A 17,299-nucleotide genomic window follows, 5' to 3' on the forward strand; every position below is an offset into this window, starting at 1 on the left:
GCTGGGTGGGCGGGACGCTGTTCGTGTCCACCGACGGCGCGAACACCGTGCAGACGGTGCCGCCCGTGGAGCTGTTGCCCGTGGGCATGGTGCCCGCGTCCGGGGTGCTCGCGGAGGCGACGACCTCCGTGCAGGTGGACTTCACCCTCCCGGTGAAGGAGGAGTCCGTCACCGCGACGTCGTTCGTGGTGAAGGTGCTGCGCGCGGGGACGACCGTGTCGGTGGTGGGGACGCGGAAGGTGGAGTACGCGGTGCGCGGCTCCTCCGTCGTCTTCAAGCCCGACGCTCCGTTCCAGGCCGGGGACGTGGTGTCCGTGGACGTGAGCGGGCTCGAGTCGATGAGCCTCAAGCCCCAGGCCGTGGCCTTCCACGGGACGTTCACGGTCGTGGGACCGGAGGCGTCCCAGCCGCGAATCGACTCGCTGGAGCCGGCGTCGGGCCGGGCGGACCGCACGACGGTGGTGACGCTCAGGGGCGCGGGCTTCCGCGCGGGCGACGTCGTCCGCGTGGGCGGCCGTCCCGTCACCGTGACGGTGGAGGATGCGAACACGCTCACGCTCACCATTCCTCCGCCTCCGCTCGACAGCAACGGCCTGCCGGTGGCTGGCGCGGCGTTGGTGGAGGTGGTGGACTTGAGCGGCCTGTCCGCCGTGAAGCTGGGCGGCTTCGTGTTCCGCGACGCGCTGAAGCTGCTCGCGCTGTCGCCGGACCGCGCGCCGCAGCAGGGTGGGGTGAAGGTGCAGTTGGCTGGCCGCGGCTTCGCGCCGGGCATGAAGGTGTCCTTCGGGGGCACGAACTCCTTCGACGTGCGGGTGCTCGGCGCGCAGGCCGCGGAGGCCGTCGCGCCGACCCACGTCGCGGGGGTGGTCGACGTGGCGGTGACGTTGGAGGGCGACACGTCGCTGCTGCCGGCCTCGTTCCTGTATGGCTCGGGCGCGGTGGCCCGGCTGTCGACGCCGCCGGTGCGCGACGTGCTGGTGGACAACGGCGTGGCCTATGCCGCGCTCGGAGCCACCGTGGACGTGTACGGCGTGGATGGCACCCTGCTGGCCGCCAATCGGAAGACGCAGAACGGCGGGTTGCTGCTGGCCAGCCTCAGCGAGCCCACGCACGTCACCTCCATCGCGCAGCTCACCTTCCCTGGGGAGGGAGGGAGCCGCCGCGTGCTCAAGCGGGGCAACACGGTCTACGTCGCGGCGGGTCTGGGCGGCGTGCAGCGCGTGAACGTGGCCACGCCGGGTCAGCCCGAGCTGTACTCGGCGCTCACGGTCCCTGGCGGCGCGGCGGACATCGCGCTGGGCGGGACGTTGCTGTTCGTTGGCGACTCCGAAGGCGTCAAGGTGTTCGACGTGTCCAACGCCAATGCCGCCGCGCAACCCCTGCGCGTTGGCGCGCGCGCCATCCCGGGTGGGGTGGGCGCCCTGACGTTGCACGGAAGCCGTCTGCTGGTCTCCAGCGCGGCGAAGGTCGCGCCGAAGTTCTACGTGCTGGACGCGCGGACCGGGGACCTGGCGGAGCAGGGCGTGGTGGCGCTCGTGGCCCCGGCGGTGCACATCACCGCCGAAGGGACGCGGGCCTTCCTGTCACTCGGGGCGGCGAAGCAGGTGGCGCTCTACGAGCTGTCGGGCGCTCAGCCTTCGCCCGTGGGGACCCTGGTGGTGGAGGATCCGCTGGGCGGCGGATGGGTGTCCGCCGAGCAGACGCGCGTCGCGGCGGGCGTGGCCTACGTGGCCGCGGGCGGTGGCAAGGTGCAGCGCTTCTCCGTGCGCGAGGGCACGGCGCCGGTCCGGCTGGGCCGGGCCTCGGTGGTCGGTGACGCGCGCACGCTGGCGCTCATGGGGCGCTACCTCCTGGTGGGCACACTGGTGCTGGACGACGCGGGCACGGCCGTGGAGCTGCCGCTGACGGACCCGGCCCAGGCGTCGTTGCAGCTCGCGGGCGCGCTGGCCTCCGTGGAGCTGGACACGCTGGAGATCCGCGGCACGGAGCCGGCGGACGGGGACATCGTCGCGCCGGGCGCGGAGGTCCGCGTCCTCCTGAGCTCCCTGCCGGACGTGGCGAGCGCCGGACAGGTGACGCTGGTGCGCGCGAATGACGGCGAGCCGGTGTCGGTGTCGCGCTCGGTGGTGACGGACGCGCAGGGCGGCCAGGTGGTGCTGACGCCGTCAGCGCCGCTCGCGCTGGACACGCAGTACGAGCTCCGCGTGGGCGCGGGGCTGAAGGATCTCCGCGGCGCCACGCTGGGCGTCGAGGCCCGGGTCCGCTTCCGCACCAGTCTCAACGCGTCGCAGGAGCGGCCGGAGGTGGCCTCCGTGTCGCCGGCCTACGGCTTGGAGGCGGGTGGCAACAAGGTGGACGTGCTGGGCACGGGCTTCCTGCGGGATTGCACCGTGAAGGTGGGCGGCGCGGTGGCCGCGGTCGAGGAGCTTTCGCAGGATGGCAAGCGCGTCCGTGTGACGGTGCCGCCGGGCCATGCGGGCGCCGCCGCGGTGGAGGTCATCAACCCGGGCGGCCTGTCGCACCTGCGGCTGGGCGCCTACCGGTACCTGTCGCCTCCGTCGCTGGCTGCGGTCCAGCCGGCGCGCGCGCCTTACGGCAGCCGGCAGGTGGTGACGCTCACGGGCCAGGGACTCTTCCCGGGCTCGCAGGTGTCGTTCGGCTCGGTGCCCGCGCGCTCGGTGACGTTCACCGATTCCGGGGCGCTGCTCGTGGAGGTCCCGGATGAAGTGACGGGGCGCGTGGATCTCACGGTCCTCACGCCGGGAAGTCCGCCCCAGCAGGCCACGCTCGCGGGAGGCTTCACCTTCACGCTGGCGAAGCGCGCCCAGCTGGACGGCCTTGGCCAGGTGGTGGCGCGCAAGGACCACCGGCTGTTCGTGGCCCGGGATGGGTTCCTCACGGCGTTGGACTTCTCCGTCCCGGGGAGCCCCACGGAGGTGGGGAAGGTGACGGGCGTGACGCAGCCCGTGGACCTCGCGCTCCACGGTGACTCGCTGTTCCTCGCGGGCAAGGGCGAGGTCGTCCGCTACGACGTGTCGTCTGTCGTGTGCGCGCCCCAGCCGCTGGCGACCTGTGGTCCGGTGGAGAAGGACCGCGTGCAACTCGCGCCGACGTCCGGCGTCACGCTCCGCGCGGTCGCGGCGGGCGACGCCGGGGCGTACGTGGCGGTGGCGGGTGGCAACGAGCTGGCGCTGCTGGCCCCCGTGAACGGCCTGTACGCGGTGGTCGCGCGGACGTTGCTCGACTCGGGCACGGTGCTGGACCTGGACGTGGTGCGGGGGGCGCTGGTGGTGCTGGTGAGGGATGGGACGGGTGCCCGTCTGGAGGTTCGCAGCACGGAGAGCGCCAGCCTCACGCGCCTGCGCGAGGTACCCCTGCCGGGCACGACATCCGGCGGTGATGGCGCCCTGACGCACGAGGGGGCGCGCGTAGCGGCCTCCGTCGGTGGGCAGCTGTCCCTCTTCGACCTGACGGAGTTGGATGCGCCGGGCCTCGTGGCGTCCGCGCTGGACCCCAGCGGAGGCACCTCCGGCACCCTGGCGCTGTCGGGCCCGTGGCTCATGGCCGCGCAGGGCGGCCGGGTGTCGTGGCTGGACACCACGCAGGGCCTCCAGGAGCGCACGTTCGCGGACGGCCTGGGCCTCGTGTCGGACGTGGCGGTGATCAACGGCGTGGCCGTGGCCGCCGGCTCCAACAACAGCCTGCACGTGTTCCGGGTGCCGTACCCGGCGGTGGACGGGATGTCGCCGCTGCCCGGTGAGCGAGTGGCGCCGGGGGCGTCCGTCTCCGTGGCCCTGGCCTCGGAGCTGGCCAGCTCCGTGGCCCAGGCTTCGTCGCTGGCGCTGTGGGATGGCGCGCTGCAGGTGCAGGGCACGCTCGTGCGCTCGGGCCATGCGCTCGTCTTCACGCCGGGAGCGGCGCTCGATCCGACGCGCTCCTACGTGGCGCGGCTGGGCCTGGGCGCGGTGCCGGACGTCGTCGGTGGCACGGTGCTGGGATCGTGGGACTACCCGCTGCGCGCGGGGGGCCCTCCGGTGTCGTTGAGCATCTCCTCCGTGACGCCGGACACGGGCCCGACGGCGGGCGGCGTGACGGTGAGCGTGCTGGGCGCTGGCTTCGATGCGAGCACGCAGGTTTTCATCGGCGGCATCGCCGCGCCGCTCGTCGCTCCATTCGAGGACGACCTGCTGCAGGTGAGCCTGCCGCAGGCCATGGTCGCGGGACCCGCGGACGTGCGCGTGCGGCGCGCCTTGGATGGCGTGGAGGCCGTGGCGGCTTCGCGCTTCCTGTACGTGGCGCCGCTGTCGTTCGCGAGCGTGACGCCTCGCGCGGTGGACCTGGCCGGAGGCACGGTGAGCATCACGGGCGCGGGCTTCCACCGCGGCCTGGAGGTGCGCTTCGACGGCGTGAAGGCGTCCACCCAGAACCTGACCGCCACCCGCGTGGACGCGCTGGTTCCGCAGGGCGACGAGCGGCACCTGACGCTGACGCTCAGCCAGCCCGGTGCGACGCCGGTGGTGGTGTCGCAGGCGGTCTACCGGGGTGACGTGCGTGCTCCCATCGTGGAGCGCGTGGAGCCGATGGCCACCGTGGGCAATCAGAACGTCCCGCTGGCCGCCGTCTTCGACGTCCGCTTCGACGAGACGCTGGCGAGCGCCAGCACGCAGGGCTTGAAGCTGCTGCGCCACCCCTCTGGCGTGGCCGTGCCGGGCACCGCGAGCCTGCTGGGCGACGGGCGCACCCTGCGCTTCACGCCGGGCGCCTTGCTGACGTCCACGACGTCGTATGCGTTGAGCGCCACCGGCGTGACGGACGTGGCGGGCAACATCACGCCGGCCTTCACGCAGGTGTTCCGCACGGTGGACACGGTGAAGCCCACCTTGCAGTTGCGCCGTGCCGGTGGGGCCATGGTGGTGGACGGCGCGTCCTTCGCGGCGGAGGTCGCCTGGACGTTCCAGGTGGTGGCGACCGATGACAGTGGCAGCACCCCGACGACCACCCTCAAGGTGGACGGCCTGCCGGTGACGGCGACGAACGGGCTCTACCGCTACACGTGGCCGATGTCCCCGCTGGGGCCCTCCGTGCTGACCGCGACGGCGACGGACGCGAACGGCAACGTCAGCGACCCGCTGTCGGTGACGGTGAACGTGGTGGAGGACTCGCCTCCGGACGTCTCCTTCCAGCAGCCGCTGGCGGACGGGACGCGCACCGAGGGCGAGACGCAGGACATCGTCGTGGCGGCGTCCGACAACCACGGGCTCGTGTCCGTGGAGCTGCACCTGGATGGCGTGCCCTTCGCTCGGCTGGACGGGTTGAGCGGCACGAGCGCGACGCTGACGCGCACGCTGAAGCTGGACCCGGTGCCGGGGACGGACCTTCAGGCGCAGCGCGTGCTGACCGCCTATGCCACGGACTCCGAGGGCCAGGTGTCGGCCGCGGAGCCGCGCGTCGTCACGGTGACGCGCGATGCGCAGGCGCCCACGGTGGCGCTGCGCTCGCCCGTGGAGGGTGGCCGGGTGGTGGGCGGTTCGGAGCTGACGCTGGAGGCGCTCGCGTCCGACGCGAACGGCGTGGCGTCGGTGGCGTTCTTCGTGGATGGCACCCCGGTGGGTGAAGTCCAGAAGGCCCCGTGGACGGTGGCCTGGAAGGCGCCCGTCGTGACGTCCAACGCGTCGCACACCGTGAAGGCGGTGGCGAAGGACGCGCGCGGCAACGCGGCGGAGGCCACGGCCCTCATCACGGTGGAGCCGTCGTCCGCACGGCCGTTCGTGGCGTGGTACTCGCCCGCGGCAGGGGCGTCGTTGCAGGAAGGGCGGCCCTTCGAGGTCTCGGTGGAGGCGTCGGCCTCCGCGGGAGTCGCGTCGGTGCGGGTGCGGGCGGGCACGGAGGAGCGGATCCTCACGAAGGCGCCCTGGCGCACGACGTTCGTCGCGCCGGTCCTTGAAACGGGCTCCGCGCCGCTGGCGCTGGAAGCCCAGGTCACGGACCACGAGGGTGGCACGAGCACCGTCATCCGTCGGCAGGTCACCGTGGTGGACGACGGCCAGACGGCGGTGGGCGTGTCGCTGGCGCAGGAGCCGGACGGGGCGTTGCTGCTGGGCGGCTCGACGCTGGTGATGACGGGCGCCACGGATGGTGGGGTCGCGCCCGTCCTGACCGCGAAGGTCGGGAGCGTGGACCTGCCGGTGCGGATGCTCGCGGGTGGGCTCCAGGGCGAGGCTCGGTTGCCGGAAGGGCCCGAGGGCGCGCAGGTGCTGGCGCAGGCCTCGGTCACGACGGCGGGCGGTGTCTCGGCGTCGGTGGAGCACGCGGGAGCGCTGGCCGTGCTGTCCAATGGCCAGGCGGCGCGGGTGGAGGACGCGGCGGATTCCCTGACGCCGGTGGCGCTGGTGTCGCGAGGCGACCAGGTGCTGGTGGTGCGCTCGGATGGCAGTGGTGCGGGCGTGGTGGAGCTGCGCTCGCGGCAGACGGGCGTGAAGCTCGCGACGCGGGACATTGTCGGAACGCCGGTGGGCGCGGCCTTCGTGGGCGATGCGGTGGTGGTGGCCGTGAGCCGGACTGGCGCGGGGGCGCTGGAGCGCTTCTCACTGTCCACGCTGGACCCGCGGCCGCTGGAGTCGACGCCGCTGGCCCGCGCTCCCCTGTCGATGGATGGGGCGGGCGGCTGGCTCGCGGTGGGCACGGACGAGGGCGTGGAGGTGCGTCGCGCCGACGGCGGCCTCGCGGGCCGGCTGCGCCTGGGCGCGGTGAAGGGCGTGTCCGCGGAAGGCGACCGGCTCTTCGCGCTCACGGGCACACAGCTCGTCGCGGTGGACGTCACCCGGCCGCATGCGCCGAAGGAGCTGTCCCGTTCCTCGCTGGGGACCTCCGGCTTCACGGCGGTCGCCGCGCTGGCGGACGGCGGTGTGTGCGCGGCCGGTGGCGGCGTGAAGTGCTTCGGGCTGGATGGCGCGAACGCGCTCGTCGCGCGCGGTGAAACGACGATGGGCGCGCCCGCGGTGAGCGCGGGCGCTTGGGGAGAGCTGCTGGTGGTGGGCACCGGCTCGGGTGCCCGCGTGCTGGACGTCCGCGGCGCACCGGCCGTGGCGGGCGTGTATCCGGACGTGACCGGACCGGCGGTGCTGGTCCCCGGAGCGCTCATCGGTGGCCTGCCGCGTGGGATGGCGCGGCTCCCGGTGGTGCGCGGGCCGGCCACGCCGCAGCTGAGCTGGACGCTGGTGTCCTCCGCGGACCAGGGCTCACGACTGACGCTGGGCGCGCAGGCAACGGATGACGCGCTGCCGCTCAACGGGTTCACGGCGGAGCTGTCCGTGAACGGCGTGGTGGTGGACGCGAGGGATTCGAGCTTGCCGGCGTGGGTGGACCTGCCCGCCACGGGAAGCCAGGCCGCGGTGGAACTGGTCGTGAGGGATCTGGCCGGGCGCCAGGCTCGCGTCTCGCGCGACGTGTCGCTGACGGTGCCCTCGGAGGGCCCGGTCCTCTTCTCGGCGGAAGTACCTCCCTTCGCGGAGGTGGGAACGACCTTCGCGGTGAGCGCCGTACCGGTGAATCCGGCACAGGCGGTGGCGGTGGAGGCCACGGTCGCGGGCGGGGAGCCCGTCCTGCTGCCGGCTCCTGCCTTCACCGGCGGCCTGCTCGCGCTGACCGTGTCCGCGGACTCGCCGACGCCGGTGTCGTTCGTGGCCATCGACGCCCAGGGGCGCCGGGGCCCGGCCCTGGAGCGCTCGGTGACCATCGGTGCCGCCACGGGTTCGGCGCCGTCCGTGGCGCTGGTGCGCCTGAATGGCAGCGGTCTCGTCGCCAGCGAGGGCCAGTTCGTGACGGTCGAAGCGACCACCCTGCTGGGCTCCGAATCCACCGTCGTGAGCTTCCTGCTGGATGGCTTGGAGGTGGCATGGGGAACGGGCCGCATCGTCACCGCGACGGTGCGGATGCCGCTGGTCGTGGGGTCCCAGCAGGTGGTGCTGAGCGCGGTGGCGTGGGAGGCGGGCCGCAAGTCCGCTCCGGCGACGCTGACCTTCACCGTGCAGGATGACCTGACGAAGCCGACCCTCACCCTCGAGACGGATCCGCCGGGACCGGTCGTGGCCGCGGGCACCGAGCTCAAGGCGACCGCCACGGCCTCGGACCTGATGGCGCTGGAGCGCGTGTCGTTGGAGCTCTGGTCCGGCGGTGTGCGTCAGGCCCGGGGTGGAACGGAGCTGCGCTTCCTCGTCCCCGAGCAGACGCTGTCCGGAACGGTGCTGGAGCTGCGGGGCCGTGCCGAGGACCGGTCGGGCAATGTGGAGACGGTCACGGTGCAGCGCACCGTGGTGCCGCCGGCGCAGCCTGCCGACGCGGCCACCGTGGCGCTGAGCGGGGCCACGAGCGTGACGCGGCTGGGCGAGCACGTGTACGCCGCCCACGCCTCGGGCTTGTGGATTGGAAAGGTGGCTGGAACGGCCGAGGCTCCGGTGTTGGAGGCCCTCGGAACGCTCACCACGCCCGTCGCGCCCAAGGCGCTCGCGGTGTGGGGCAAGCACGCGGCGCTGGCCCTGGGCGCGTCTGGCCTGTGGCTGGTGGACGTGAGCGTTCCGGCGTCGCCGGTCGTCATGTCCCGACTCGAAGGCAACTACGTCACCGTCGCCGCCGCGGATGGCTTCTACGCGGGCCGCATCGACTCCATCTACCCCGCGTCGGAGCGGCTGGATGTGGGCGACCCGTCCGCGCCGGTGCGCACGGCCATCCTGCAGAACTCCAACCTGTCGCTCGCCGGAGCGGGGATGGATGGACCGCTGGCGTGGTACGGCACCTCGGACCTCATCGTCTACGAGGCGGAGTTGGGAAACAGCTCGGTCTCGTTCTGGCCCGCTGTCGGCCGCGTGGCCCGGGCGGATGGGGACCGGCTGGTGGTGGGCACGGACCGCTCGCTGGTCGTGTGGACGCGCGAGACGAACAACGTGCTGACCAAGGTGGCGACCCTGGAGCTGCCGTCGGGTGTCCGCGCGATGGATGTGGTGCGAGGCGTCGCGTATGTCGCGGGCGGCGACGGCTGGCTGCGCGTAGTGGATGTGCGGGAGCCGACCTCGCCTCGAATCCTGTCGCGCACGGCGCTGGATGCGAGTGGTCTGTCCATCAGTGGTGGCCTGTTGTTCGCCGCGGTCCCCGAGGGTGTGCGGGTGATGCGCCTGCCCGTGCCCACGGCGGGAGAGTCCGCGGGGGCGGTGGCTCTTGCGGACACGGCGCTGGGATTGACGCCGTTCCGTGGCGGCGCGCTGGTGGCGGCGCGGACGGCGGGAGTCCGTGCTGTGTCCGTGGCGGGCGGCGTGGCGCCGACCGATCAGGGGGCGCTGCGCTCGGGCACGGACGTGCGGCAGGTGGAGCGCGCGGGCCGGGACGTGGTGGTGCTGGACGGCCAGGTCGTGAATGCCTATCCGGAAGCGGCCAACGGCTCGTTGACCGGAACGTCGACGAACAACTCGGCCCTGAAAGCAGCGCTCGGGAACGTGAGCCGTTTCGCGGCGTCCGCGGGCCGCATCTGGTCAGTATCCGCGGGGACGTTGAAGTCGGTGCGCTGGCCCGCGGCGGATGGCTTTGGCTCGCTGCTGCTGGGCAGCGCCGTGCTGGACGTGGCGGGCGACGAACAGCGAGCGCTGGTGGCGCTGGGCGCCCAGGGCGTGGCGGTGGTGGAGGTGGCGCCGTCCGGCCAGCTCCGCCGCGTCGCGACGCTGCCGGTGAACGCCTCGACGGTGGCACTGGCGGGGCCGCTGGCGATCGCGGGCGGCGCGTCGTCGTTCTCCGTGTTCACGCTGGCGGATGGGGAAGCGCCCCTGCTGGTGGGCACGGTGCCGACGGCGGGCGCGGTGCAGCGCGTCCGGCTGGAGGGCCGGTTGGCGCTCGTGAGCGAAGGGGCCGCGGGCGTGGAGTTGTGGCACCTGCCGGAAGGTCAGCCGGTCACGCTCATGGCGAGCCTGGCGGCGGCCGGGGCGACGGACGCGGTGGTGTCCGCGGGCCGGGTGCTGGTCGCGTCCGGCGCGGACGGGGTCCGGGCCTTCACGCCGCCCACGGGTGTGCTGCCGGTGGTGCGGCTGTCCGCGCCGACGGGAACGCAGGTCGTGGAGACGGGCGGCCAGGTGAGCCTGACCGCCGTGGCCACGGGCGTGGGCCTGGACAGCGCGGAGCTGGTGGTGGACGGCCAGCCGGTGGTGGCCCTGGACGAGTCGAAGCCGAATGCGCGCTGGACGGTGCCGGGCGGCTCCGTCGCGGGCAAGCGGCACGCGCTCCAGGTGCGCGCGCGCGCCGCGGCTGGAACGGAAGCCCTGTCGCCCCCGTTGATGGTCGAGGTGAAGGCACCGACGACGGGTGCGCCGGCGGTGGCGGTGACGTGGCCTTCGGCGAACACGCCGCTGCGTTCGGGTGCCGCGGTATGGGTCGAGGCGCGTCGCTCGGGTGGCGTGGCACCGGCCTCGGTGGTGGCGCGCCTGGGAACGCTGTCGCTAGGCCAACTGCTTCCGTACGCGACGGATCCGTCGCTCTACGGCGCCATGTTCCGGCTGCCGGTGGTCGGGTCGACGCTGGACACGACGCTCACGGTGTCCCTGTCGGATGGCGCGGGCCGTGGGGCCGAGGCTTCCATCCCCCTGAAGGTGCTGCCGGATGTAGCGGCGCCGGGCATGCCATCTGGTCTGCCGGAGGTGCTCCGCGCCGGGCCGTTCGTGAACAGCTTCCAGGTGAACGCCCAGGACGACGGCGTGGTGTGGATCGAACTGGAGAAGGACGGCGTGGTGATCGCGACCACGTCCGAGGCCAACGGGAGCGCAGGACTCCACTACAGCCTGCTGCTCCCCGAGGACTCGGTGGGCAAGCAGGTGACGTTGAAGGCGACAGCCTACGACGTGGCGGGCAACAACACCCCCGTGTCGAAGACGTACACGGTGGCGCCGGATGGCTCGGCGCCGACGGTGTCGCTCGTCTTCGGCCGGCCGCCCGCCGTCGCCACCGAGGGCAGCATCATCACGGTCCAGGCCACGGCCACGGACCTGGATGGGGACGTGGCCGGCATCCAGCTGTTCGCGGATGGCGAGCAGATCGGAGCGAGCACGACGACCAGCGTGACGGCGACCTACACGCTGCCGCTCCGCGCACAGAAGCAGCAGGTCGTCTTCCGCGCGGTCGCGACGGACAGTCGCGGACGGACGGACGACGACGAGCGCACGACGGCGGTGAGCGACAATCAGCCGCCGGTGCTCACCTTCACGGTCAACCCCTACCCTGTGCAGGTCAGAGACTCGGCGCAGATCTGCGTCCAGGCCGAGGACAGCAGCGGGATCCAGAGCTTCACCGTCACCGTGAATAGTGGGCTATTGATAACGCAGGTGTCGTGCGGAACGGGCTGCGTCCGCCGGTGCACGAACTACTCGTTTGGCGACGCGGCGGTGCCGTTCAACGTGGCGGCGAGCGCCACCGACAGCCTGGGCGCGGTGACCTCGGAAACGCGGGAGTTCCCGGTCATGCCCAATGAGCCGCCGGAGGTGACGCTGGCGACGATCAACTACCTGAGCAAGGGCGTCGACGCGGTGCTGTCCGGCACGGTCAAGGACAGCCGGGGCCCACTTGCCTGGGCGGAGTTCCGGGTGAATGGCACGCCCGTAGGGACCCGCGTGACGAACGTGCCTTCAGGTGCCGCGTTGAGCCAGACCTGGGTGCCCACGATGGTGGGACCGGTCACCATCTCGCTCGTCACGAAGGATCGCAGTGGCCTGGAGAGCTCCGCCTCCCAGACCCTGACCGTGGTGGAGCCGCAACAGCCCACGGACCTCACGGATGTCATTGCCGAGGATGACATGCGTTTCGAGAACCAGGACATCATCATCCAGGGCACCAACAAGACGCTGCGCATCGACGGCGCGCACACGTTCCGCAACCTGTACGTTCTGTCGGGCGCGACGTTGACGCACAGCCAGCAGGGCGTGTCCGGCGCGAAGTTCCTCGACCTCACCGTGACGCAGGAAGTGCGCGTCGACAGCACCAGCAAGATCGACGTGAGCGAGCGTGGGTACCTGGGCGGGTGGCGGGAAGGGAACGCGCAGCAGTCGGGGCGGACGACGGGGAACGTGTCGACGGGGCTCCTCGACGTGGGAGGCAGCCATGGCGGCCGCGGGCGGAACTCGAGCCAGGGCGTGGAGTCGCCGCCGACGTATGGCGACTACGCGAATCCCTCGGACTTCGGAGGGGGCGGAGCGGGGAACGCGACGGGAAGTACGCCTGGAGGAAATGGAGGCGGTCGGTTGAGGCTGAAGGCGGCGAGCCTGAAGCTGGACGGCAAGCTGCTGGCGAATGGAGGCGCGGGCAACAACCGGGGTGGAGCGGGAGGAAGCATCCGGGTGGAGGTGGGAGCGCTGACGGGCGTCGGGTCAATGACGGCGCAGGGGGCATACGCGGGCGGAGGAGGGCGGGTGGCCGTCTATTACGACACGGCCAGCAGCAGCTTCGACTGGAGCCACGTCAGCGCGCAGGGAGGGACCGCCTCGGGCGTGGGGACGGTGTACTTGAAGGGCAGTCAGCAGGCGTATGGCGAGCTGCAATTGGACAACAAGAGCGTCACGCCCCAGTCCGACACGAAGCCCACGCAGGTGCCGGGTGGGGCGTATGACCGCTTCGTGGTGCGCGATGACGCCAAGGTGGAGGTGGCGGGAGCCGTCACGACGCCCTTGCTGCAGGTGGAGGGTGGCCACGTCGTCTTCCTGGGCACGTTGAGCGGAAACCTCCAGGCGCTGCGCGTGCTGGGGGGAGGAAGCGTGGAGATGCGCCAGCCCTGGGCATTGCCGGAAGGACTCCCGGTGGAGGTGTCCGGGACTGACGCGAAGCTGGGGCTGACGGGAGGAGAGGCGCCGGTGAAGCTTTCGAGCCTGAAGGTGACGGGCTCGAATGCCTCGCTGTGGCAGCCTGGCCGGATGGACGGGCAGGTGGTGGGGTTGGAACTGGAAGTCAGCGGCGCGGTGGAGGTGGACAACTCCGCCTCCATCGACGTGAGCGAGCGTGGGTACCTGGGCGGGTGGCGGGAAGGGAACGCGCAGCAGTCGGGGCGGACGACGGGGAACGTGTCGACGGGGCTCCTCGACGTGGGAGGCAGCCATGGCGGCCGCGGGCGGAACTCGAGCCAGGGCGTGGAGTCGCCGCCGACGTATGGCGACTACGCGAATCCCTCGGACTTCGGAGGGGGCGGAGCGGGGAACGCGACGGGAAGTACGCCTGGAGGAAATGGAGGCGGTCGGTTGAGGCTGAAGGCGGCGAGCCTGAAGCTGGACGGCAAGCTGCTGGCGAATGGAGGCGCGGGCAACAACCGGGGTGGAGCGGGAGGAAGCATCCGGGTGGAGGTGGGAGCGCTGACGGGCGTCGGGTCAATGACGGCGCAGGGGGCATACGCGGGCGGAGGAGGGCGGGTGGCCGTCTATTACGACACGGCCAGCAGCAGCTTCGACTGGAGCCACGTCAGCGCGCAGGGAGGGACCGCCTCGGGCGTGGGGACGGTGTACTTGAAGGGCAGTCAGCAGGCGTATGGCGAGCTGCAATTGGACAACAAGAGCGTCACGCCCCAGTCCGACACGAAGCCCACGCAGGTGCCGGGTGGGGCGTATGACCGCTTCGTGGTGCGCGATGACGCCAAGGTGGAGGTGGCGGGAGCCGTCACGACGCCCTTGCTGCAGGTGGAGGGTGGCCACGTCGTCTTCCTGGGCACGTTGAGCGGAAACCTCCAGGCGCTGCGCGTGCTGGGGGGAGGAAGCGTGGAGATGCGCCAGCCCTGGGCATTGCCGGAAGGACTCCCGGTGGAGGTGTCCGGGACTGACGCGAAGCTGGGGCTGACGGGAGGAGAGGCGCCGGTGAAGCTTTCGAGCCTGAAGGTGACGGGCTCGAATGCCTCGCTGTGGCAGCCTGGCCGGATGGACGGGCAGGTGGTGGGGTTGGAACTGGAAGTCAGCGGCGCGGTGGAGGTGGACAACTCCGCCTCCATCGACGTGAGCGAGCGTGGGTACCTGGGCGGGTGGCGGGAAGGGAACGCGCAGCAGTCGGGGCGGACGACGGGGAACGTGTCGACGGGGCTCCTCGACGTGGGAGGCAGCCATGGCGGCCGCGGGCGGAACTCGAGCCAGGGCGTGGAGTCGCCGCCGACGTATGGCGACTACGCGAATCCCTCGGACTTCGGAGGGGGCGGAGCGGGGAACGCGACGGGAAGTACGCCTGGAGGAAATGGAGGCGGTCGGTTGAGGCTGAAGGCGGCGAGCCTGAAGCTGGACGGCAAGCTGCTGGCGAATGGAGGCGCGGGCAACAACCGGGGTGGAGCGGGAGGAAGCATCCGGGTGGAGGTGGGAGCGCTGACGGGCGTCGGGTCAATGACGGCGCAGGGGGCATACGCGGGCGGAGGAGGGCGGGTGGCCGTCTATTACGACACGGCCAGCAGCAGCTTCGACTGGAGCCACGTCAGCGCGCAGGGAGGGACCGCCTCGGGCGTGGGGACGGTGTACTTGAAGGGCAGTCAGCAGGCGTATGGCGAGCTGCAATTGGACAACAAGAGCGTCACGCCCCAGTCCGACACGAAGCCCACGCAGGTGCCGGGTGGGGCGTATGACCGCTTCGTGGTGCGCAATGACGCCAAGGTGGAGATCTCAGGGGCCACACAGCTTTCCGTGTCGGAACTGAAGGTTCTGGGAACCAATACGCAATTGACGACGGGCCGCGACCTTGCCGGGGTTCCACATCTCCTGGTGTTGGACGTCACCGGGACGCTGGAGGTGGGCAGCGGAGCTTCCATCGATGTCAGCGGTGCTGGATACCTGGGCGGTTGGCAGGAGGTGAACCAGCAGCGCCCTGGCAGGACGCAAGGCAATGTCTCGACAGGCCAGGCCGAGGCCGGCGGCAGCCATGGTGGTTACGGAGCAACAGGTTCCAGCTCCACGGTCGTGCCTCTCTATGACGACATCTACGCCCCGTCGGACTTCGGCGCGGGTGGCTCGGGTGGGTCCAACAGTTCCTCGAAGGGCGGCAACGGCGGCGGGGCCCTCTGGGTGAAGGCCTCCAGCCTGAAGCTGGACGGCGCGCTCAAGGCCAACGGCATCAACGGCACCTACGGCGGCGCGGGCGGCAGCATCCGCGTGGATGTCACGGGGGCCATGACCGGCGCCGGCAGCGTCGAGGCGGTGGGAGGTACGTCTGGCGGCGGTGGGCGGGTGGCCATCACCTACGACACGGCCAGCAGCACCTATGACTGGAGCCAGGTCTCCGCCAAGGGGGGCAGCCAGGCAGGCCCGGGCACCGTGTATCTCAAGGGCAGCCAGCAGCAGTACGGTTCGCTGTCAGTGGATCACAAGCTGAACAGCCTGGACCCGACGAAGGTGAAGGCTACTCAGGTGCCAGCGGGCCGCTATGATCGCTTCGAGGTCCGCGGCCGTGCCTGGGTCGAAGTGGTGGGGACCTTCCTGGAAGGAAGCGTGCTGGAGGTGTCGGGTTCAGAATCGCGTGTGACGCTGCAAGGCGGCGTGACCCACAGGCTTTCGACCTTGAAGGTAACCGGGTCCAATTCCTTTGTGTCTGTCCAAACCCTCGCGGACGGACAGCCACTGCCGCTCAAGTTGGACGTTGACTCGATGGAGGTCGGCAGTGGCGCGTCCATCCACGTGAATGCCTCGGGGTATCTGGGCGGTTGGCAGGGCGTGAACACGCAACTGGCGGCACGGACCACGGGGAACGTCTCGACGGGCCGGACGGACGCCCTCGGAGGCAGTCATGGTGGATACGGGAGTGTCGCATCCAACACGGCAGCTGCCATCCCAACCTATGACGATATCCAGAACCCCTCCGACTCCGGTTCGGGAGGCTCAGCCAATAGCTCCACCCAGAAGGGTGGCAACGGCGGCGGCGCCCTGTGGCTGAAGGCGGACAGCTTGGTGCTCAATGGCAGTCTCCTGGCCAATGGAACTCAAGTCTCCGATTGGGCCAGAGGCGGCGCTGGCGGAAGCATCCGGTTGGAGGTGCGCGCGCTCACAGGCACCGGAACAGTGGAGGCCGCGGGAGGATCCTATGGCGGCGGTGGACGCGTTGCGGTCTACTACGACACGGCGGCGACCTCGTTCGACTTGAGCAGGGTTTCAGCGCAGGGAGGCATGTACGCGAAATCTGGCACCGTGTTCCTGAAGGGGAGCCAGCAGACGAACGGTGAGCTGGTATTGGATCAGCTGGACGTCGGTGCGAACCGTGATTCAACCCGGCCCACGCCCGTCCTGGGGGGGACCTATGAGCGCATCCTGGTGCGCAACAATGCCTTCGTGGAACTGACCGACGGCGCGTCGACGCCCGTCCTTCAGGTGGAAGGCACTGGAACGGTGCTGGTCCTCCGCGGAACCCAACCCCGGGTGCTCTCGAGCCTGAAGATCACCGGCCTCAACGCGGCGCTGGAGACCGGCCGGGCCACTGACGGCAACCCGTTGACGCTGGACCTGGACGTCAGTGGCGCAGTGGAAGTGGGGACCGGCGCCTCCATCAACCTGACCGGAGCCGGCTACCTGGGCGGATGGCAAGGCGTGAACCAGCAGCAGAAGGGACTGACGCTGGGCAATGTCCCGGCCGCGGCGATCAACCTGACCGGCAGCCACGGGGGGTATGGCGCCGCGGATAACTCCGTGGTCGTTCCCACCTACGGCGACTACCAGATGCCCGCGACCGCCGGCTCGGGTGGAGCCGGAAGCGGAGGTGGGGCACCGGGTGGCAATGGTGGCGGCGTGCTGCGCCTGAAGGCGGCCAGCCTGGTCCTCAATGGCAACCTGTTGGTGAACGGCAAGGACAGTGGCACCGGCTACTACCCTGGCGCGGGCGGCAGCATCTGGCTGGATGTGCTGTCATTGACGGGGGCGGGGTTCATCGAGGCGAACGGAGCCTCCGGCGCGGGTGGCGGGCGGGTGGCCATCTACCACGAGGCCGCCAGCACCACCTTCGACTGGACCCATATCTCCGCGACGGGGGCGTCGTCCGGTGGACCCGGCACGGTGTACGTGAAGGACCATCAAGAGCCGTACGGCGACCTCATCATCGACAATGCCAACGCCGCCTACTTCAACCCAGGTACGGCACGTGCCACCCCGCTGCCCGCGACACCGTCCGGGCAGCAGACCTTCCGCAACCTCACCCTCACCCGGAAGGCCTCCGTGGCCACGCCGGATGCGCTGAACATCACGGGCACGCTCACCGTGGACTCCAGCTCGCGCCTGCAGTCGTCGAACATCAACCAGCCATGACCCGTCCTGCTCGTGACCGGAGCGCTTCCGCGCTC

At 71.2% G+C, this 17,299-nt stretch carries 1 protein-coding gene (only partly in view); it reads left to right on the top strand.

All coding sequences use genetic code 11. The annotated features are described in order from the left end of the window. Nucleotides 1–17,264 carry the 3' portion of an Ig-like domain-containing protein gene (locus tag JYJ93_RS15875; protein ID WP_206792209.1) on the top strand. The gene continues 17,134 nt to the left of window position 1, outside the view, so 17,264 of the gene's 34,398 nt are visible here — the last part of the coding sequence; its start codon lies beyond the left edge, outside the window; the stop codon is at nt 17,262–17,264. Nucleotides 17,265–17,299: the final 35 nt, after the last annotated feature.

Origin of the sequence: Corallococcus sp. NCSPR001, from assembly GCF_017309135.1 — a bacterium.
Classification (GTDB): Bacteria; Myxococcota; Myxococcia; order Myxococcales; family Myxococcaceae; genus Corallococcus.